Origin of the sequence: Streptomyces sp. NPDC014764, from assembly GCF_043082785.1 — a bacterium.
Lineage (GTDB): Bacteria > Actinomycetota > Actinomycetes > Streptomycetales > Streptomycetaceae > Streptomyces > Streptomyces althioticus.
In genome coordinates this window covers 1-17,792 of record NZ_JBIBXY010000018.1, presented here as the reverse complement: position 1 = coordinate 17,792, position 17,792 = coordinate 1, and the positions used below count along the sequence as shown (strand labels likewise).

General features: G+C 72.6%; 15 protein-coding genes and 2 pseudogenes. 11 read left to right on the top strand and 6 right to left on the bottom strand.

What is annotated here, in order from left to right; genetic code table 11:
- Positions 1–19 precede the first annotated feature (19 nt).
- Positions 20–682 (bottom strand): hypothetical protein, encoded by a 663-nt coding sequence (locus ACF1AG_RS29125; RefSeq protein ID WP_391810631.1) that lies wholly within the window; start codon positions 680–682, stop codon positions 20–22.
- A gap of 223 nt (positions 683–905) precedes the next feature.
- Between ACF1AG_RS29125 and ACF1AG_RS29120 the strand changes: the two genes are divergently transcribed.
- The 3 genes from ACF1AG_RS29120 to ACF1AG_RS29110 all read left to right on the top strand — a co-directional run bounded on the left by ACF1AG_RS29120 (position 906) and on the right by ACF1AG_RS29110 (position 2,510).
- On the top strand, positions 906–1,556 hold the full coding sequence (locus ACF1AG_RS29120; protein ID WP_359751629.1) for a helix-turn-helix transcriptional regulator: 651 nt from the start codon (positions 906–908) through the stop codon (positions 1,554–1,556).
- 31 nt (positions 1,557–1,587) lie between these two features.
- On the top strand, positions 1,588–2,133 hold the full coding sequence (locus tag ACF1AG_RS29115; protein ID WP_359751627.1) for a toxin-antitoxin system, toxin component: 546 nt from the start codon (positions 1,588–1,590) through the stop codon (positions 2,131–2,133).
- A gap of 137 nt (positions 2,134–2,270) precedes the next feature.
- Positions 2,271–2,510 carry a hypothetical protein gene (locus ACF1AG_RS29110; protein ID WP_359751625.1) on the top strand — a complete coding sequence of 80 codons (240 nt, stop codon included), beginning with the start codon at positions 2,271–2,273 and terminating at the stop codon, positions 2,508–2,510.
- Positions 2,511–2,665: 155 nt separating this feature from the next.
- Here ACF1AG_RS29110 and ACF1AG_RS29105 read toward each other — a convergent pair whose 3' ends face one another.
- Together ACF1AG_RS29105 and ACF1AG_RS29100 are read right to left on the bottom strand one after the other, a co-directional pair.
- Positions 2,666–3,325 carry a 4'-phosphopantetheinyl transferase gene (locus ACF1AG_RS29105; RefSeq protein ID WP_391810630.1) on the bottom strand — a complete coding sequence of 220 codons (660 nt, stop codon included), beginning with the start codon at positions 3,323–3,325 and terminating at the stop codon, positions 2,666–2,668.
- A complete protein-coding gene (locus tag ACF1AG_RS29100; protein ID WP_387797431.1) occupies positions 3,322–4,179 on the bottom strand; it encodes a metallophosphoesterase family protein in 858 nt (285 codons plus the stop codon). The genes ACF1AG_RS29105 and ACF1AG_RS29100 overlap by 4 nt, the downstream gene beginning before the upstream one ends.
- 238 nt (positions 4,180–4,417) lie before the next feature.
- Between ACF1AG_RS29100 and ACF1AG_RS29095 the strand changes: the two genes are divergently transcribed.
- Positions 4,418–5,551, top strand: a complete 1,134-nt coding sequence (locus ACF1AG_RS29095; protein ID WP_391810629.1) for an ATP-grasp domain-containing protein — start codon at positions 4,418–4,420, stop codon at positions 5,549–5,551.
- Between the two features lie 242 nt (positions 5,552–5,793).
- Here the strand turns inward: ACF1AG_RS29095 and ACF1AG_RS29090 are convergent, their stop codons facing one another.
- Positions 5,794–7,134 carry a 6-phospho-beta-glucosidase gene (locus tag ACF1AG_RS29090; protein ID WP_391810628.1) on the bottom strand — a complete coding sequence of 447 codons (1,341 nt, stop codon included), beginning with the start codon at positions 7,132–7,134 and terminating at the stop codon, positions 5,794–5,796.
- 232 nt (positions 7,135–7,366) lie between these two features.
- Here ACF1AG_RS29090 and ACF1AG_RS29085 point away from each other — a divergent pair, with 232 nt between their 5' ends.
- From ACF1AG_RS29085 to ACF1AG_RS29070, 4 genes and pseudogenes are all read left to right on the top strand, one after another.
- On the top strand, positions 7,367–8,566 hold the full coding sequence (locus ACF1AG_RS29085; protein WP_391810627.1) for a sensor histidine kinase: 1,200 nt from the start codon (positions 7,367–7,369) through the stop codon (positions 8,564–8,566).
- Between the two features lie 112 nt (positions 8,567–8,678).
- On the top strand, positions 8,679–9,353 hold the full coding sequence (locus ACF1AG_RS29080) for a response regulator (RefSeq protein WP_391810626.1): 675 nt from the start codon (positions 8,679–8,681) through the stop codon (positions 9,351–9,353).
- Between the two features lie 151 nt (positions 9,354–9,504).
- Positions 9,505–11,616, top strand: a complete 2,112-nt coding sequence (locus ACF1AG_RS29075; RefSeq protein ID WP_391810625.1) for an MMPL family transporter — start codon at positions 9,505–9,507, stop codon at positions 11,614–11,616.
- 251 nt (positions 11,617–11,867) lie between these two features.
- Positions 11,868–12,861: pseudogene (locus ACF1AG_RS29070) on the top strand (glycoside hydrolase family 16 protein); the annotation flags it as partial.
- Positions 12,862–13,034: 173 nt separating this feature from the next.
- Here ACF1AG_RS29070 and ACF1AG_RS29065 read toward each other — a convergent pair.
- Both ACF1AG_RS29065 and ACF1AG_RS29060 read right to left on the bottom strand, forming a co-directional pair.
- Positions 13,035–13,433, bottom strand: coding sequence for a DUF302 domain-containing protein (locus ACF1AG_RS29065; protein ID WP_391810624.1), 399 nt, complete (start codon positions 13,431–13,433; stop codon positions 13,035–13,037).
- A gap of 124 nt (positions 13,434–13,557) precedes the next feature.
- Positions 13,558–14,481: a helix-turn-helix domain-containing protein gene (locus ACF1AG_RS29060; protein ID WP_387797422.1), complete on the bottom strand. Its 924-nt coding sequence runs from the start codon at positions 14,479–14,481 to the stop codon at positions 13,558–13,560.
- Between the two features lie 527 nt (positions 14,482–15,008).
- Between ACF1AG_RS29060 and zwf the strand changes: the two genes are divergently transcribed.
- The 3 genes and pseudogenes from zwf to ACF1AG_RS29045 all read left to right on the top strand — a co-directional run.
- Positions 15,009–16,625, top strand: coding sequence for a glucose-6-phosphate dehydrogenase (gene zwf, locus ACF1AG_RS29055; RefSeq protein WP_387797421.1), 1,617 nt, complete (start codon positions 15,009–15,011; stop codon positions 16,623–16,625).
- Positions 16,622–17,557, top strand: coding sequence for a glucose-6-phosphate dehydrogenase assembly protein OpcA (opcA, locus tag ACF1AG_RS29050; protein ID WP_391810623.1), 936 nt, complete (start codon positions 16,622–16,624; stop codon positions 17,555–17,557). The genes zwf and opcA overlap by 4 nt, the downstream gene beginning before the upstream one ends.
- A pseudogene (locus ACF1AG_RS29045) lies at positions 17,550–17,792 on the top strand (glucose-6-phosphate isomerase); the annotation flags it as partial. The gene opcA and the pseudogene ACF1AG_RS29045, both read left to right, overlap by 8 nt.

Below are 17,792 nucleotides of genomic sequence, written 5' to 3'. Positions count from 1 at the left end.
CGGGTGTTCCCGGGGGTGTTCAGTCGGTGCTGGGGACCACGCGCAGGTGGGAGGCGGCGCGTCGGGTCCTGCGGTCCCGGCCGGCGGCGCGGGACGGCTCCCGGAGGACGAACGTCACCCGGCGGCACTCCGTCTCCTCGAGGACGGAGGTGGTCTCCACCAGCAGACGGCACTCCGTGGCGCCCCAGCGGGGATCCGGGTGCAGCAACGGCCGTACCGAGCCGTCGTGTCCGGCGGCCCGCTCGCCCACGGCGCGCAGCCAGTGCGGCAGACCCTGCCGGAAGGCTGCGTCCATGATCGGGTCCTGGGCGATGTCCCGCCGCACGGCGTGCAGCACGGGGTCGTGGGGGTGCCGCTCGGCGGTCGCGGAGAAGTCCGCCAGCATGGGCAGGCACCAGCCCGCCTCGTGGTCGCCCAGCACCGTGGCGGCATCGGGATGGAACAGCACGAAGCGGAGGAAGTTGGCGCCGGGGTGGGCCGTCGGATGTGGTTCCACGCCCTGGAAAAGTGTCCGGAAGGCGCCGTTGGTGAGCAGGACGTCCCACCGGTGGTCCACGACCAGCGAGGGGAAGGGAACGGAGTCCAGCAGGACGGCGTAGTCCCGCAGATAGTCCTGGGCGGCCTCGGGAGTCCCGGGGCCGGGCCGCGGTGCCGGCCGCTGCCCTCCTGCCTGAAATGCCATCGGGAGGTCACCCCTCTTGCCTGTGCGGCCTTGACGCGGCGCCCCGATCCTGCTGCCCGGAACGTCGGCGTGTCAACTATCGTGGCATTCCGCGACGGTTGACGGCCGAAATTGGCCACAGTTGTGGCGAGGCCTGGATGCGAGTTCGATACACCGGCTAGTCTCCGTGAGGTTCACGGCAATCGCTTGTGAGAAGCCTGTGAGAGACGTAGGAGATCTTTCGGTGACAGGTGGCTTCGAGGGTCCGGGCACCGCGCCGACGCACGCGCTGTCCGCCGTCGTCGCCCGGGTCGCCGCACTGGCCGACCGGCTCGGCGTGGGGCACGGTGAGGTCTTCGACGTGGGCCGGCTGTCGGTGGCGTCCGGCGTCCCGGAGCCCGTGGTCAAGGCACTGCTGAGCGGACAGCCCGCGGGCGAGCCCGATGTGCAGGCGCGGTTCCTGCAGCGGCTGGACCTCCTGCGCCGTACGCGGCTGAAGCCGAACGGCCGCAAGTACACGCAGCAGGAGATCGCCGACGGCGCGGGCATGTCCCGGCAGCAGGCCGGCGCGCTCATCAACGGCGACCGGCGGCCCACCATGGAGCACTGCGACGCCCTCCAGCGGTTCTTCGGGGTGCACGCCGGTTTTCTCACCGCCGAGGACCCGGAGGCGCTGGCGAGCGCCCTCCAGCACACCGAGCAGGAGCTGCTGCAGAAGCTCGCGGAGCGGGAGTCGGCCACGGCGGCCGACGATCCGCTCGAGCGGCTGCTGCAGGACCACGGGGTGCGGGGCATCGCCTGGCGGGCCGCGCAGCTGCCCACCGACCAGCACCGCGACAAGGTCGCGGAGTGGCTGGACATGCTCCTGGAAAGCGTCCAGCGGCCCAAGTCGTGACCCGGGGAGAACTGTGGGCATCGGTAGGGAAATGCGCCGCCTGTGCGGCGAGTTGGTCACGGAGCTGACGCTTCCCGTCCCGGCGCGGCCCGCCGATCTCTACGCGGCGCTGTGCGAGGCGATGAGCCGGCGCCGCGGGCGGCCGGTGCTGTTCCGCACGGCGGCCTTCCCGCCGGGCACCGCGAGCGGGCTGTGGCTCGACATGGCGGACCAGGACCTCGTCGTGGTCGAGGAACGCACGGCGCCCGACCACCAGTTGGTGATCCTGGGCCATGAGCTGTGGCACATGAAGGCCGGCCACTGCGGCCACCATGTGGAGGGCGCGGGCGCGGAGGTCGCGACCCGGTTATGGGGCGCTCCCCGCGACGACGACGCGCTGCGGGCGACGGTGCTGCGGGTCGCGGCGCGCACTCGGTTCGACCTCGCGGACGAGAAGGAGGCCGAGGCGTTCGGGCTGCTGCTGGCCAGCAAGTGCCGGACGTTCCTCACCGGTTCCTCGCTGCGCGGGCCCGTCCAGCGGGACCATCTGGCGGGGCGGATCGGGGCGTCGCTGGGGTACCTGGGGCCGCAGAGCTGACGCCTCCGGGCGGATGCGCGAGGGCCCGAGGCTTCGCCTCGGGCCGATTGTCAGTGGTGGGCGGCAAGCTGGTGGTGCGCCCTCGTTCGTGCCGGGGGTGCGGGGACCCACGACGACGACACGGGGAGAGCCGAGCGATGCCCACCGCCGTACTGACCGACCGCGAGCGCGCCGCCGTCCAGGCCTATCTCAGACTGCTGCACACGGTGAGGGCCGCCTTCGGTCACGACGGGTCCGGCCCGGCGGGGCCGGCGGTGCTGCCGGTGGTTCCGCCATCTGTACTCGCGGAGGCGGAGGCCGCGTTGGAGGGGGCGGGGCTGGCGGGGAACGAAGAGGAGTTCTTCCGGATGGTGCGCGACTGGCATCCCGCCGGCTAGAGGCTGCCGCCCGGGCGCGGCACGCTCGTGTTCTCCGGCGCGACACGCCCGGTCCGCCCGGAGGTCGAGCGGCTGCGGCCCGGTGAGGGCTTGTCGCGACGTTCCCCCCGTGCCCCTCGCGGAGCACGGAGCGCTCAGCCCTCGCCGGGCCGCACTCACCCGTGTGCGACGGTGACCGCTGTCGCGATGAGCGGGCCCCGGGTGGTCCACGTGCCGGTGAAGTGGTCGAGGCGGCGACCCTGGACGACGGGGCCGGGGACCAACAGGGCCGCGTGGAAGGTGCCGTCCTCCTGGACGGCGATGTCCGCCTCCGAGAAGTCGAGCCACCTGTGCGTGAGCGGGTACCAGGCCTTGTAGACGGACTCCTTGGCGCTGAACAGCAGGCGGTCCCAGTGGACGTCCGGGCGTTCCTCGAGGAGGCGGTCGACGCGGGCCGCCTCCCGGGGCAGGGCGATGGTGGTGAGCACGCCCTCGGGGAGCGGGGCGTGGGGTTCGGCGTCGATGCCGAGGGACGCCAGGTCGTCGGCGCGCACCAGCGCCGCGGCGCAGTAGCCCTCGCAGTGCGTCATGCTGCCGGCCAGTCCGCCGGGCCAGACGGGGGCGCCGCGCTCGCCCGAGACGACGGGCGCCGCGGGCACGCCGAGCTTCTCCATCGCGCGCCGGGCGCAGAAGCGTGCGGCGGTGAACTCCCGGCGCCGTTTGGCGACCGCGCGCGTGAGGAGGGCCGCCTCCTCGGGGAACAGGGGGGCGTCCACGCCCTCGTCGCCGTAGGCCTCGGCGGCGGCCACCGTCGGCGGGAGCAGCTCCTCGATCACAGTGCCGGCTCCTCCGCGGGCAGGATCCGGCGCAGCCGCCCCGGTGGTTCCTCGCGGTCGCGCCACTCGCGTGGGTAGCCCACCGAGACCTCCTCGAAGCGGACGCCGTCCTGACGGGTCGTCCGGGGGATGTGCAGATGGCCGTAGACCGCGGTGTGCACGGGATACCTGCGGTGCCAGTCGTCGGTCAGCTCGGTACCGCACCACATGGCGAACTCCGGGTACCACAGCACCTCGGTCGGATGGCGGTGCAGCGGCCAGTGTGTGACGGGGATCAGGGGGAGGTCCGAGGGGAGTTCGGCGAGCCGCCGTTCCGTCTCGGCGACGCGGGCGTGGCACCAGTCCTCGCGGGCCGGGTACGGGTCGGGGTGCAGCAGCCGCTCGTCCGTGCAGACCACCCCGGTGCCGTGCGCGTACTCCAGTCCCTCCTTCTTGGTGGTGCAGCCGGGCGGGAGGAACGAGTAGTCGTACAGGAGGAAGAGGGGCGCCACGGCGACCGGGCCGCCGGGCCCCTCCCAGATGGCGTACGGGTCCTCCGGGGTGAGCACGCCGAGCTCGCGGCACTGTTCGACCAGGTGCTCGTAACGGGCGACGCCCCGCAGGGTGACGGCGTCACTCGGGTGGGTCCACAGTTCGTGGTTCCCCGGCGTCCAGATCACGCGGGCGAAGCGGCCCGCAAGGGTTCTCAGGGCCCAGCGGATGTCCTCCACCGTCTCCGCGACGTCGCCGGCCACCAGCAGCCAGTCCCCGTCGGACTCGGGCCGCATGCCCTCGACGAGGTCACGGTTCTCGGTGTAGCCGATGTGCAGATCGCTGATGGCCCACAGCTGAGGGCCGTCTCCACCCGTCGCCATCACGGTCGTCCCTTCAGCAGCCGCCGGACCTCACCACGAGATCACATCGGCCCTACCGGAACAACCGCGGACCGTCACCCGGGCGTGGTGTCAGGACGGCTCCTCTTGGTCGTATGATCTGCCCTACACCACCGTCATGGACACGTCTTTTCCGCACGGCGGTTCGGTGCACCTCCCTACGTCATGCCCGGGCTCGGGCTGCTCCGCCCTGCCCGCACACCGTTGAAAGGCGGCCTGCATGGTCTCTCGCGTACGCGTCTGGCTCAACCGCACGTACGCGGAGAACGTGTTCTTCATGGATCAGCTGCGGCGAAATCCCAGCGACAGGGCCGTGGAGATCCACGCCACCCACGGTGACCCCGACTCCCCCGTCCTCGCCGCGGCCGACACGGCCGAGCTGGAGCCGGCGGGCCTCTCCCCCGCGGCATACGTCGAGTACGCGCTCACCCAGTGCGAACGGCGCGGGATCGACGTGTTCGTGCCCCGGCTGCACCAGTCGGCGATCGTCGCGCACCGCGCCGACTTCGAGGCGGCCGGGACCGCGCTGCTGGCGCCGCCGCCCGAGGCGGTGGCCGTGTTCGAGGACAAGGTGGTCGCCTATCAGGCGGTCGAGTCGATCGGCGTCCCGGTGCCGCCGTGGTGGCGGGTCCGGCACGCGGACGAACTCCTCAACGCAGTCGAGGAGTTGGAGCGACTTGGGCACCGGGCGTGCTTCAAGCCCGCGGCAGGTGCGGGCGGGGTCGGCTTCCGCATGATCACCCGCGAGCCCTTCTCGCTCTCCCAGTTGAAGGGTTTCCCCAGCCCCGAGGTCCCGCTCGACGTGGTGCTGGAGTCCCTGCGGCGGGCCGAGGAGCCCGTCGACTGGCTGGTGATGCCGCGGCTGGAGCAGCCTGAGGTGTCCGTGGACTGCCTCACCGGGTCCGACAACCGGGTCAGGCTGGCGATCGGCCGCACCAAGCACGGCCGCCGCCGGGGATTCACGCTGCACGAACGGTGGCTGGAGCCGGCCCGGCGCATCGCGGAGGGCTTCGGCCTGCACCACCTGTCCAACATCCAGTTCCGGATGCTCGGCGACCGGCCGGTGCTGATGGACGTCAACACCCGCCCCGCGGGCGGGCTGCACCAGCTCGCGCTGTGCGGGGTGAACGCGCCCTGGGCCGCGGTGCGGCTTGCGCTCGGCGACGACCCGGGCGAGATCAGCCCGCCGTTCCTCGGCCAGGACTACACGGTGGTGTCCGCGCCGCGCCCGCTGCTGCCGCTCACGGTGCCACGGCAGCGGACCGGCTCGCCCACGGTCACGGGCACGCTGGACGCCCTGCCTGCGCCGGCGGCGCCCGTGAAGCCGCGGGCGGCGTCGGGGGCGTTGCAGTAAGGGCCACCGCGTCGGGGGGACAGCGGGCCGCCGACAGGCTTCCGGAAATTTCTGAAGGAAAATCTCCGCCAGGGTGTATCAGGGCCCGGTGTGCGTGCTCTTGATGGTGAACGGCGACTGGGGAAGCCGCCGGGGGGAGCACGGGGGACCGGGGGGAGCTCGGGTCGGTCGGCCGCTGTCACGGGGAGCGACCGGCCGGCCCGATGCCGGTTTCGCTTGTGCCGGCGCCGGTGGGCGAGCTGCTACCGGCCCAGGTAGGCGAGTCCGGGGTGGACGGCCGTGTAGCCGTCCACGAGCCGGCGGGCCACGCTCACCGAATCCACCAGAGGGTGCAGGGCGAACGCCTTGACCGCCGTGGCACGGGACCCCGACCGGGCGGCGGCCAGCACCTCACGCTCCACGGCCTTCACGGCGCAGACGAGACCGACGGCGTGCCCGGGAAGCGGATCGACGGAGACGGGGTGCGCCCCGTTGGCGTCCACCAGGCAGGGCACCTCGATCACGGCGTCCTCGTCCAGCGGGGAAAGGGTGCCGCGGTTGCGGACGTTGAGGATCAGGGTGGCTCGCTCGTCCCGGGCGATCGCCCGCATCAGCGCGAGCGCCACCTTCTCGTAGCCGCCCGACAGATCGTCCGCCTCGCGCTCGCCCGCGCCGGCCGCCTCCCGGTTCTCACTCATGTAGGTCGCCTCCCGCTCGGCGCGGGTACGGTCCCACAGCTCCAGCGCGGACACGCCGGGGTCGGCCGTCCCGGCGTAGAAGCTCTCCTGCTGGTCCCGCAGGAAGGCCCCGCGGGTCCGCTCCGCCTGCTGGTACGCCCGCACGGCCTCGCGGTTGAAGTAGTAGTAGTGCAGGTACTCGTTGGGGATCGCCCCCAGCGAGCGCAGCCACTCCGCCCCGAAGAGCCGTCCCTCCTCGAACGAGCCGAGCAGCGCGGGGTCGGCGAGCAGGCGCGGCAGCTGGTCCTGGCCGGCCACGCGCAGACCGCGTACCCAGCCGAGGTGGTTGAGGCCGACGTAGTCGATCCACGCCTCGTCCGGCTTCGCGCCCAGCACCCGGGCGATGCGGCGGCCGAGGCCGACCGGCGAGTCGCAGATGCCGATGACGCGGTCGCCGAGGTGGTGGGACATGGCCTCGGTGACCAGGCCGGCCGGGTTGGTGAAGTTGATGACCCAGGCGTCGGGGGCGAGGCGGGCGACCCGGCGGGCGATGTCGACGGCGACGGGCACGGTGCGCAGTCCGTAGGCGATGCCTCCGGCTCCCACGGTCTCCTGCCCGAGCACCCCCTCGGCGAGGGCTACCCGCTCGTCGTCCGCCCTGCCCAGCAGTCCGCCGACGCGGATGGCGGAGAACACGAAGTCAGCGCCGCGCAGCGCCTCGTCCAGATCGGTGGTCGTGATCACCTCCGGCGCGTCGGACACCCCGGCGGCCTGCTCACCCAGCACCCGCGAGACGGCCCGCAGGCGTCCCGCGTCCACGTCGTGCAGCACCACGCGGGTCACCCGCCCGGCACCCCGGTCCCCGAGCAGCGCCCCGTGGACGAGCGGCACCCGAAACCCACCACCACCAAGAATCACCAGCTTCACACCGACACCTTTCCACACTCGCACCCCGCAGAGGCGCGAGGAACCGCGCGACCGCGAGCCCTCGAACCCACCGCGCCCTGAGGGGCGCGGGGAACTGCGCGATCAACTCCCACGCCGCAGCACCCGCCACAAGCACCCCCTGGAGGCCCTGTCCCGAAATCCCTCTCACCGGCGAGGCGCCACCCCCGCCCTCCTCCCGATACTGAAATCCCCGCCCCGAGGAGCCCCCCTCATGACCCTCCGCTCCACCGTCGCCGAGGCGACGACCCGCTGGCGCCCCACCAACCCCTACGTCCTGGACGCGGCCCTGGCCGCACTCATCCTCTTCGCCGTCTCCCTTCAATGGATCTTCCCCGACGAGGGAGACGACCCCCTCTCGTGGCGGGGCTGGCTCCTCGGCGCCGCCACCGCCGTCCCCCTGATCTGGCGGCGTCGAGCCCCCTGCACCGTCGCCTGTGCGGTCTCCGTCGCCACCCCCGCTCAGGCGCTGTACCACGCACCCCCTCCGGACGTGATGTACGGCGGCATGGTCGTCCTGTACACGATGGCGGCCCAGGCCCGTCCCTGGCAGCGGCGGCTGATGCTCGCCGGCTGGATCATCGGCGTCGTCGTCACCATGCGGCACCAGACACACCAGGCCCCCTTCGAGTACGCCTTCCATCTGATGGGCCTCGTCGCCGCCTACGCACTGGGCATGCTCGCGCGCGTGCAGCGGGCCTACACCGCCGAACTGGAGGACCGCGCCCGCCGCCTGGAGCGGGAGCGGGCCGCGGACACCGCCCGGGCGCGGGCGGAGGAACGCGCCCGCATCGCGCGGGACATGCACGACATCCTCGCGCACGCGGTGAGCCTGATGGTGGTGCAGGCGGAGGCCGGTCCGGTGGTGGTGCGCAAGGACCCGGACCGCGCGGAGGCCACCTTCGACACCATTGCCTCCACCGGCCGCGACGCGATGGCACAACTTCGGCGTATCCTCGGCGTGTTGAAGGAGGAGCTGCCGGAGGGCGACACCGGGTCGGCCCGGTTGCCGCAGCCGGGTGTGACGGCGTTGCCGGAGCTGGTCCGGCAGGTGGGGCGGTCCACGGGTCTGCGTGCCGAGCTGCGGACCTCCGGGGAGCCGCGTCCGCTGTCCTCGGACACGGAGGTGGCGGCGTACCGGGTGGTGCAGGAGGCGCTCACCAACACCGTGAAGCACGCCCGCGCCTCCCGAGCGGTGGTGGAGCTGGACTGGGCGGACGACCATGTGTCGCTCACGGTGACGGACGACGGGCGGGGGCCGTCCACCGGGCCGGGCGGGCACGGGCTGATCGGCATCCGGGAGCGGGCCGCCGCCTGCGGGGGCAGCGCGGAGACCGGTGAGGCTCCGGGCGGCGGGTTCCGGGTCGCCGTGCGGCTCCCGGTGGCGGCGCAAAGGGAAAGGGCGCTCGGCTGAACGCCCGGGCGACGGCGGAGGCGCCAGGCCGCCCGGCTCGGCGTTCCGGCGGCGGACGAGCGGAGCCGCTCGGCCGAGCGTACGGCGACGGTGGACAGGGAGGGGCGCTCGGTTGAGCATCCGGGTGGTGGTGGCGGACGACCAGGAACTGGTCCGCGCGGGTTTCGGCATGATCCTCGACGCCCAGGACGACATCGAGGTGGTGGCCGAGGCGGCGGACGGGCAGGAAGCCGTGTCGGCGGTGCGCCGGCACGGCCCGGACGTGCTGCTGCTCGACATCCGCATGCCGGTGATGGACGGCCTGGAGGCGACCCGTCTGGTGTGCGCGGAGTCGGCCTGCAAGGTGGTCATGCTGACCACGTTCGACCTGGACGAGTACGTGTACGAGGCGCTGTACGCGGGCGCCAGCGGCTTTCTGCTGAAGGACGTGCGCCGCGACGACCTGGTGCACGCGGTGCGGGTGGTCGCGGCGGGCGAGTCGCTGCTCGCGCCGACGGTGACCAGGCGGTTGGTCGCGGACCTGGTGAGACGCCGGACGGAGCGGCCGGCGGCCGCAGACGGTCCTCCCCCGCCCGGCCTGGACGCGCTCACCGCCCGCGAGGTGGAGACGCTGCGCCTGCTGGCCCGCGGCCTGTCCAACGCGGAGATCGCCGGCACCCTGTTCGTCAGCGAGCACACGGTCAAGACGCATGTGAGCAACGTGCTGTCGAAGCTCGGTCTCAGGGACCGGGTGCAGGCGGTGATCCGCGCGTACGAGTCGGGTCTCGTCACCCCAGGAACCCTCTGAGGCCGCGCGAGATCCCTCTGAGGAGTGAGCCGACAGGCCCCCTCCCCCGTACGGGCGAGGGACACGAACCGCTCCTCCTGGCGATCCGCCGGACCTCCCCGCTGCACGACGCTGAAGGTGTTCGACGCACCGTCAACGCCGGGGAGGGATCGTGCTCACCGCACTCGCCCGGACGGCCACCCGCCGTCCACTGACCGTGATGCTCCTGTGGGGGCTCTTCCTGCTGCTGGGCTTCGGCCTGGGGACGGGCGTCTTCGCGCGCCTCTCCGACAACGTGCCCGAAGTGCCCGGCACCGAGTCGGAGTCGGCTGCGCGGTACCTCGAGGAGATGGACCCGGCGGGCTCCTCGATCACCGGCGTGGTGGCCGGCACGCCCGTCGCGGACGCCGGCCTGCGCGGGGAGGTCGAGCGGGCCGTGGCCGACGTGCGGGAGGTGGCCGGGGTCGCCGCCGTGCCGGACCCTTACGCCACGCCCGGGATGATCGCCGAGGACGGCCGCGCGCTGATCGTCCCCGTCACCCTCGAGGGCGGGCTCGACGACGACGCGGAGGAGCGCACGCTCGACGCGGCGGCCGAGCGGATCCGGGAGATCGACGCGCCCGACGTCCATGTGAGCGGAGGGCCGCTGCTGGGGCTGCAGATGGGCGAGCGGGCCCAGCAGGACGTGAAGAACGCCGAGTTGATCTCGCTGCCGGTGGTGCTGGCGCTGCTGCTGGTGGTGTTCGGCGGGCTGCGGTCGGCGCTGCTGCCGCTGGTGGTCGCGGTCAGTGGCATCGCGGGTGCGTTCCTGGCGCTGTTCCTGTTCAGCGAGGTCACCGACATCTCGGTGTACGCGATCCAGGTGACGACGATGCTCGGCCTCGGACTGGCCGTGGACTACGCCCTGTTGATGCTGGTGCGGTTCCGTGAGGAACGCCGGACCACGGAGGACGTCGTCGAGGCGGTGCACCGGACGGTGGCGGCGGCCGGGCGGACGGTGCTGTTCTCGGGGCTGACCGTCGCCGTGAGCCTGACCGGGCTGCTGGTGTTCCCCAGCGTGTTCCTGCGCAGCATGGGGCTCGCGGTGGCGGCGGTGGTCGTCATCGACATGCTCGCCGCCCTGACGCTGCTGCCTGCGCTGCTGGTGCGGTTCGGCGGGCGCATCCCGCCGGCGAAGACGCCGGGGGACGGCGAGGAGGAGGGCCGGTTCTTCGCCCGCGTCGCCCGCTTCGCGGCCCGGCGCAAGGTGGCCGTCCTCGCCGTGACGGTGCCGGTGCTGCTGGTGCTGGCCCTGCCCGTGTCGGGGATGAGCATCGCCGTCGGGGACGCACGCCAGCTCCCCGCGGACAGCGAGGCGCGGCAGCTCCAGGACACCGTCGCCGCCCACTTCCCGCCGGGCACCGGCGTCTCCCCCGTGGTGGTGGTCGCCAGGCCGGGCACGGACGACGCGACCGCCGACCGGATCCGGGCGCTGGAGCCGGGAGCCACGACGCGTGAACTGCCCGGCGGCGGTGCGGTGATCGAGATCCGGCCGCCCGGGGAGGCGGACGGCGCGGAGGCGACCGCGCTGGTGGAGCGGGTGCGGGAGGTCCGCGGCGACGCGCCGGTCGAGGTGACCGGCACGGCGGCCCATCTGGTCGACTTCCGGAAGATGCTCGCGGAGCGGGCGCCCTGGGCGGCGCTGACCGTGCTGTCCGGCATCGTGGTGCTGCTGTTCGCGTTCACCGGCTCGGTGCTGCTGCCGCTGCGCACCGTCGTCACCACGCTGCTCAGTCTGGCCGCCGCCCTGGGCGTGGTGGTGTGGGTCTTCCAGGACGGTCATCTCGCCGGGCTGCTGGGCGCGGAGGGCCTGGGGGCGCTGAGCCTCACCGCGCCGCCGCTGATCGTCGCGATCGCGTTCGGACTGGCCATGGACTACGAGCTGTTCATCCTGGCCCGGATGCGGGAGGCGCGGCTGTGCTCCGGCGACGACCGGGAGGCCGTGGTGACGGGGCTGAGCCGCTCGGGCCGGGTGGTCACCTGCGCGGCGCTGCTGCTGGCGGTGGTGTTCGCGGCGTTCATGACGGGCGGGTTCTCCCCCATCCTGCAGATCGGTCTGGGGCTCACACTGGCCGTTCTGATCGACGCGACGGTCGTGCGGATGCTGCTGGTGCCGGCCACGATGGCGCTGCTCGGCCGCCACGCCTGGTGGGCGCCGCGCCCTCTGCGCCGCGTCCACGACCGGTTCGGTGTGCGGGAGGAGCAGCCCGAACTCCCGCGGGAGAAAGTGCCGTCGGGAGTGTGAGGGGCCGTGCGGCGCCCGGGGCTCCGGCCACCCGGGCGCCGCGCTCGTGCGCACGCCGGCCCGGTTTCCCCGGTTCGCTCCCATTCGAGAGCTGAACTGTCGTGCAGGCAAGAGACTTTCACGGTTACACCTCTTGACGTCCAAGAGCCCCCGGAGCACATTGGCGGGACCGTGAGAGCGCTCTCATGCAGTGTTCCGGGCTCTCCGGTCGCCCACCCCCACACGATCAGCTCCGAGAGGTTCATCCCCCCATGAAAGCCACCTCCGGCACCCCCCGTTCCCCCCACAGGCGACGCCGGCTCCGGCACACGCTCGTCGCCCTCACGGGCGCACTGGCGCTCGGGGCCGGCGTCCTCGCCCTCAACGGCCCCGCCGCCGTCGCCTCCGTGCCGCCCCCGCCGTCGGGCTGGACCCAGGTCTTCGCCGACGACTTCGACGGCGCCGAGGGCAGCGGGGTCGACACCGGCAACTGGCGGTACGCCACCGGCACCGGTTACCCCGGCGGCCCCTCCAACTGGGGCACCGGCGAGATCGAGACGATGACGTCGAACCCGGAGAACGTCTCCCTCGACGGCAACGGCAACCTCCGCATCACCCCGCAGCGCGACGGCGCCGGCAACTGGACGTCGGGGCGCATCGAGACCGACCGCGACGACTTCCAGCCCCCGGCCGGCGGCAAGCTGCGGGTCGAGGCGCGTATCCAGGTCCCCGACGTCACCGGTGACGCGGCCAAGGGCTACTGGCCCGCGTTCTGGATGCTCGGCGCCCCCTACCGGGGTGACTACTGGAACTGGCCCGCCGTCGGCGAGCTGGACATCATGGAGAACACCCAGGGCATGAACACGGTGTTCGCCACGATGCACTGCGGCACCTCGCCGGGCGGCCCGTGCAACGAGACCAGCGGTATCGGCGGCGAGACCACCTGCCAGGGCACGACCTGTCAGGCCGGCTTCCACACCTACCGGATGGAGTGGGACCGCTCGTCGGAGGTGGAGGAGATCCGCTTCTACCTCGACGACGACAACTTCCACACCGTCCGTGAGGACCAGGTCGACGCGTCCACCTGGTCGAACGCCACGGACCACGGCTTCTTCGTCATCCTCAACGTGGCGATGGGCGGCGGTTTCCCCGACGCGTTCGGCGGCGGCCCCGACGCCGGCACCCAGCCCGGCCACTCGATGCTCGTGGACTACGTGCAGGTGCTCACCGCCTCCTGACCCGCCGGTCCCACCCCCCACACCCGGCCGCCCCGGCCGGTGACGAGGGCCCCGCGCGACCTCGGGTTCCGACGGTCCTCGCGACACCCGCGCTCTGTGGGGGTCGCGAGGACCGTGGGCGTCGAGCGGGACGAGTACGAGCGGCCGCGGGCCGTCGGTGTCGCGCGTCGGGAGACATCCCGGATGGCTGCGCACCGCGCGTCAGGCCGCCTGTTCGCAGATCCTTTCGGCGACCAGGCCCAGTGTCCGGGCCGCCGCGGTGCCCGCCTCTGCCAGCCCGTGACGATCCGCCAGCCACTGCGCCGAGTTGTACGTCATCCGCACGGCGCCCCGTTCGTCCTCCCACACCAGGATCTTGGACGGCAGATCGACGCCCGCCGTCCGCCGGTCCTGCATCAGCTCGGTGCCGACGTCGGGCTTCCCGAAGAGCACCAGGACGGTCGGGGGGAGGTCCATGCCCGCTTCGACGGCGTTCCCGGCATGGTCGACCCGAGCGAACACGTGGTACCCCGCCGAGGTCACCCCGGCGCATACGCGCTCCACCGTGTCGTGGAAGGACCGGCTGCCCGCCACCGTGATCATTCCTGATGAGTCCCGCATGCGCTCACGGTAGGCGCCTCGACCCGTTCGAGCACGTCGAGTCACGGCCCGCGGTCCCGTGGAAGACGCCCGGCACCGCGGGTACGGCCCGCTGCATCCCACCGCTCCGCGGCTCCCCCGTCGCTCAGCGGTGCTCCGCGCGGAACGCGGCCGGGGCGGCGCCCGTGTGCTGCTGGAAGAACTTGGAGAAGTTCGCCGCGTCCGCGAACCCGACGGCGGCTCCCACCCGCCCTGTGGGCAGATCGGTGTGCGCGAGGAGCCGTTTGGCCTCCAGCACCACCCGCTTGTCTATGAAGGCCTTCGGCGTCTCCCCCGTGGCGGCGCCCACCGCGCGTGCCAGGGTGCGCCGGGAGTAGCCGAGGGCGTCGGCGTACGCGCTGACGCTGTGGTTGGTGACGAAGTCCCGCTCCACCGCCTCCCGGAACAGGGTGAAGGTCCTGTCGTCGGCCGGCCGGCCTGAGTCGCCCGTGCCGGCGGTGAGATGGGCCAGCCGCAGCAGGAACGCGGTGAGGGAGTGGCGGAGCACGGCCGTGTGCAGACTCAGCGGCAGGGTGGCCGTGTCCTCGTACTCGCGGCGAAGTTGGGCCGACGCGGCCCTGAGCGCGGCGAACTGCGCCGGGCCGGGGCGCGTCAACGGCGGGCGGTCGTAGCGGTAGAGGCCGGTGGCCTCGACGGTCGCGCGGGGCAGGAAGCCGGGCTGCATGGCGAGGACGGTTCCGCGGTACTCGGCGTCGCGGGAGAAGCGGTGGACCTGCCCCGGGCGGATCCACAGCACGTCGCCCGCCGTGGCCTCGTACTCGGTGAAGTCGATCATGTGCCGGAGCGGTCCGCCGTCCAGCAGCATCACGATGTGGAAGTCGATGCGGTGCACCCGGTCCAGGGGCGCGTCGGCGCGCCAGGTGCGGTCGGGGCCCATGGGGGCGATCTGCATGCCCACCCCGCAGACGCTCCGTTCGACCGGAAAGGGGAAGGTTCTGATTCCGCCACCGTCGCCCTCGTCCGCCGTCCGGGCGCCGCCGTCACCCCCCTGGGGGAATCCGCCTGCCATGTCTCCCATATCCGTCACATGCCTGTCGGGCACCCCGCCGGAGGGTGCCCGTGTCCCACTTTCACCACAGGCTGGCACACCGGAACCTCGTTGTGAATAAGTCAGACTTTTACTTTTGAACGCGCTGCAGAGTTCCTTGCGCCCGGATCGAGGACCACGTGGAGACGAGCACCCGCACGGCGGACCGGCACGGCGGCCGGCGGGAATCCGCGGACGCCGGACGCGGTTGACGCGAGCGCGAGAAAGAAGACGATCAGCGTGATCCGCACCATGCACGAAGAAATGTTCGATATATCCGGCAGGTCCGGAGCCGGTGGCCGGCCGCCGTCGCGGGGGTGCACCGGGGTGAAGGACCCCGCGGACGAGGACACCCTGTATGGGAAGGACCGCTCCGCGACGGCCGGGAGCGCGTACGGCGAGGTGACGCGGCAGCCGGGGAACCCGGGCAGGGCGAGGTTCATGGACGCCGGGCCGTGGCCGCACCAGGCGGCGGCGACGGCGTCCGACAGCGAGGGAGTTGACGCGGAATGACCGACGAGACCACCGAACCGGCGGTGGACGCCCCCGAGGCGGCGCGGGAGGAGCGCACGGACGCCGGCCCCGCTCTCGCCGCGCCCCCGCCCGGCTGGGCCAACCCGCTGCGCGATCCCCGGGACCGCCGGCTGCCCCGGATCGCGGGCCCCTCCGGTCTGGTCATCTTCGGGGTGACCGGCGACCTGTCCCGCAGGAAGCTGATGCCGGCCGTGTACGACCTCGCCAACCGGGGGCTGCTGCCGCCCGGCTTCTCCCTGGTGGGCTTCGCCCGCCGCGACTGGGAGGACCAGGACTTCGCCGAGGTGGTGCACGACGCGGTCAAGGAGCACGCGCGCACCCCCTTCCGTGAGGAGGTCTGGCAGCAACTGTCGGAGGGCATGCGGTTCGTGCCGGGCGACTTCGACGACGACCACGCGTTCGACCAGCTGCGCAAGGCAGTCGACGAGCTGGACGCCTCCCGCGGCACCAGCGGCAACTACGCCTTCTACCTCTCGGTGCCGCCGAAGTTCTTCCCCAAGGTGGTGCAGCAGCTCAAGAGGCACGGGCTCGCGGACGCGCCCGAGGGATCCTGGCGGCGCGCGGTCATCGAGAAGCCCTTCGGACACGACCTCAGGTCCGCGCAGGAGCTCAACGGGATCGTGCACGAGGTGTTCGACCCCGAGCAGGTCTTCCGGATCGACCACTACCTGGGCAAGGAGACCGTCCAGAACATCCTGGCGCTGCGCTTCGCCAACCAGATGTTCGAGCCCATCTGGAACCGGTCGTTCGTGGACCACGTGCAGATCACCATGGCCGAGGACATCGGCATCGGCGGCCGGGCCGGCTACTACGACGGCATCGGCGCCGCCCGCGACGTCATCCAGAACCACCTGCTCCAGCTCATGGCGCTCACCGCGATGGAGGAACCCGCCTCCTTCGACGCGGCGTCGCTGCTCACCGAGAAGCTGAAGGTGTTCCGTGCCGTGCGGCTCCCCGAGGACCTCGGGCGGCACACCGTGCGCGGCCAGTACGCGGCCGCCTGGCAGGGCGGCGCGAAGGTGCGCGGCTACCTCGAGGAGGACGGCATCGACCCGTCCTCGGCCACCGACACCTACGCGGCGATCAAGCTCGGGGTGGACAACCGCCGCTGGGCGGGTGTGCCGTTCTACCTGCGCACCGGCAAGCGCCTCGGCCGCCGCGTCACCGAGATCGCGGTGGTCTTCCAGCGGGCGCCACACTCCCCCTTCGACTCCTCCGCCACCGAGGAGCTCGGCCAGAACGCCATCGTGATCCGCGTCCAGCCGGACGAGGGCATTACGGTGCGGTTCGGCTCCAAGGTGCCCGGGACCTCCATGGAGCTGCGGGACGTGACGATGGACTTCGCCTACGGCGAGTCGTTCACCGAGTCCAGCCCGGAGGCCTACGAGCGGCTCATCCTGGACGTCCTCCTGGGGGATGCCAACCTGTTCCCCCGTCATCAGGAAGTGGAAGAGTCCTGGAAGATCCTCGACCCGGTCGAGGAGTACTGGGCGTCGCACGGCAGGCCTGCGCAGTACACATCGGGCAGCTGGGGACCCGCGGAAGCCGACGAGATGCTCGCACGAGACGGACGGAGCTGGCGCAGGCCATGAAGATCGACCTGACCGACACCACGGCAAGCAACATCAACAAGGCGCTGGTGCGGGGCCGCCGCGCCATCGGCACCCCTGCCGTGGGCATGGTCCTGACGATGGTGATCGTCACGGACGAGGAGAACGCCTACGACGCCATCAAGGCGGCCGAGGAGGCCTCGCACGAGCACCCCTCGCGCACCCTGGTCGTCATCAAGCGGCACGCCCGCAACCCGCGCGAGCGCACCCACTCCCGGCTGGACGCCGAGGTACGGGTGGGGTCCGAGGCGGGCACGGGCGAGACGGTGGTGCTGCGCACCTACGGCGAGGTGTCCGAGCACGCCGACTCGGTGGTGCTGCCGCTGCTGCTGCCGGACGCCCCGGTGGTGGTGTGGTGGCCCGCCGACGCGCCCGAGAACCCCTCCAGGGACCCGCTCGGCGCGCTCGGCCAGCGCCGGATCACCGACCTGTACGCGGTGGAGAACCCGATGGAGGCGCTGCGCGCCCGGCAGCGCGCCTACGCGCCCGGCGACACCGACCTGGCCTGGACCCGGCTGACCCTGTGGCGTTCCATGCTGGCCGCCGCCCTCGACCAGGACCGGACCGCCGTCACGTCGGCGACCGTCGAGGCCGAGGCGGAGAACCCGGCCGCGGAACTGCTGGCGCGCTGGCTGGAGGCCCGGCTGCGGGTCCCCGTCGACCGCGTGGTGACCGCGGGCCCCGTGGTCACGGCGGTCCGGCTGGGCACCGAGGACGGCGAGATCGTCATCGACCGCCCCGAGGGCCCCCTGGCCACGCTCACCCTGCCCGGCCAGCCCCCGCGCCGGCTGGCCCTGAAGGTCCGATCCACCGCAGAACTCATCGCCGAGGAGCTCAGGCGCCTCGACGCGGACGAGATGTACGCCGTCGCCCTGCGCGGCGAGGCCACCGAGGAGACCCCCGCCCATGTCTGACGTCCCCGAACCGACCCGCCGCCCCGAGTGGGCCGCCCTGGAGCAGCACCGCGCACAAGGGCTGCCGGGCCTGCGCGACCTGTTCGACACCGACCCGTCCCGCGCCGACCGGTACGTCGTGCACGTCGGCGACCTGCGGATCGACTACTCCAAGCATCTGGTCACCGACGAGACGCTGCGGCTGCTGCGGGAACTGGCCGCGGCCACGGACGTGTTCGGTCTGCGGGACGCGATG

What these genes read in the sequence shown, in the direction of transcription:
- ACF1AG_RS29065 (WP_391810624.1), bottom strand. Translation starts at nt 13,433, where the DNA reads ATGCGGGACTCATCAGGAATGATCACGGTGGCGGGCAGCCGGTCCTTC.
- ACF1AG_RS29125 (WP_391810631.1), bottom strand. Translation starts at nt 682, where the DNA reads ATGGCATTTCAGGCAGGAGGGCAGCGGCCGGCACCGCGGCCCGGCCCC.
- ACF1AG_RS29085 (WP_391810627.1), top strand. Translation starts at nt 7,367, where the DNA reads ATGACCCTCCGCTCCACCGTCGCCGAGGCGACGACCCGCTGGCGCCCC.
- zwf (WP_387797421.1), top strand. Translation starts at nt 15,009, where the DNA reads ATGACCGACGAGACCACCGAACCGGCGGTGGACGCCCCCGAGGCGGCG.
- ACF1AG_RS29100 (WP_387797431.1), bottom strand. Translation starts at nt 4,179, where the DNA reads ATGGCGACGGGTGGAGACGGCCCTCAGCTGTGGGCCATCAGCGATCTG.
- opcA (WP_391810623.1), top strand. Translation starts at nt 16,622, where the DNA reads ATGAAGATCGACCTGACCGACACCACGGCAAGCAACATCAACAAGGCG.
- ACF1AG_RS29110 (WP_359751625.1), top strand. Translation starts at nt 2,271, where the DNA reads ATGCCCACCGCCGTACTGACCGACCGCGAGCGCGCCGCCGTCCAGGCC.
- ACF1AG_RS29060 (WP_387797422.1), bottom strand. Translation starts at nt 14,481, where the DNA reads ATGGCAGGCGGATTCCCCCAGGGGGGTGACGGCGGCGCCCGGACGGCG.
- ACF1AG_RS29095 (WP_391810629.1), top strand. Translation starts at nt 4,418, where the DNA reads ATGGTCTCTCGCGTACGCGTCTGGCTCAACCGCACGTACGCGGAGAAC.
- ACF1AG_RS29115 (WP_359751627.1), top strand. Translation starts at nt 1,588, where the DNA reads ATGCGCCGCCTGTGCGGCGAGTTGGTCACGGAGCTGACGCTTCCCGTC.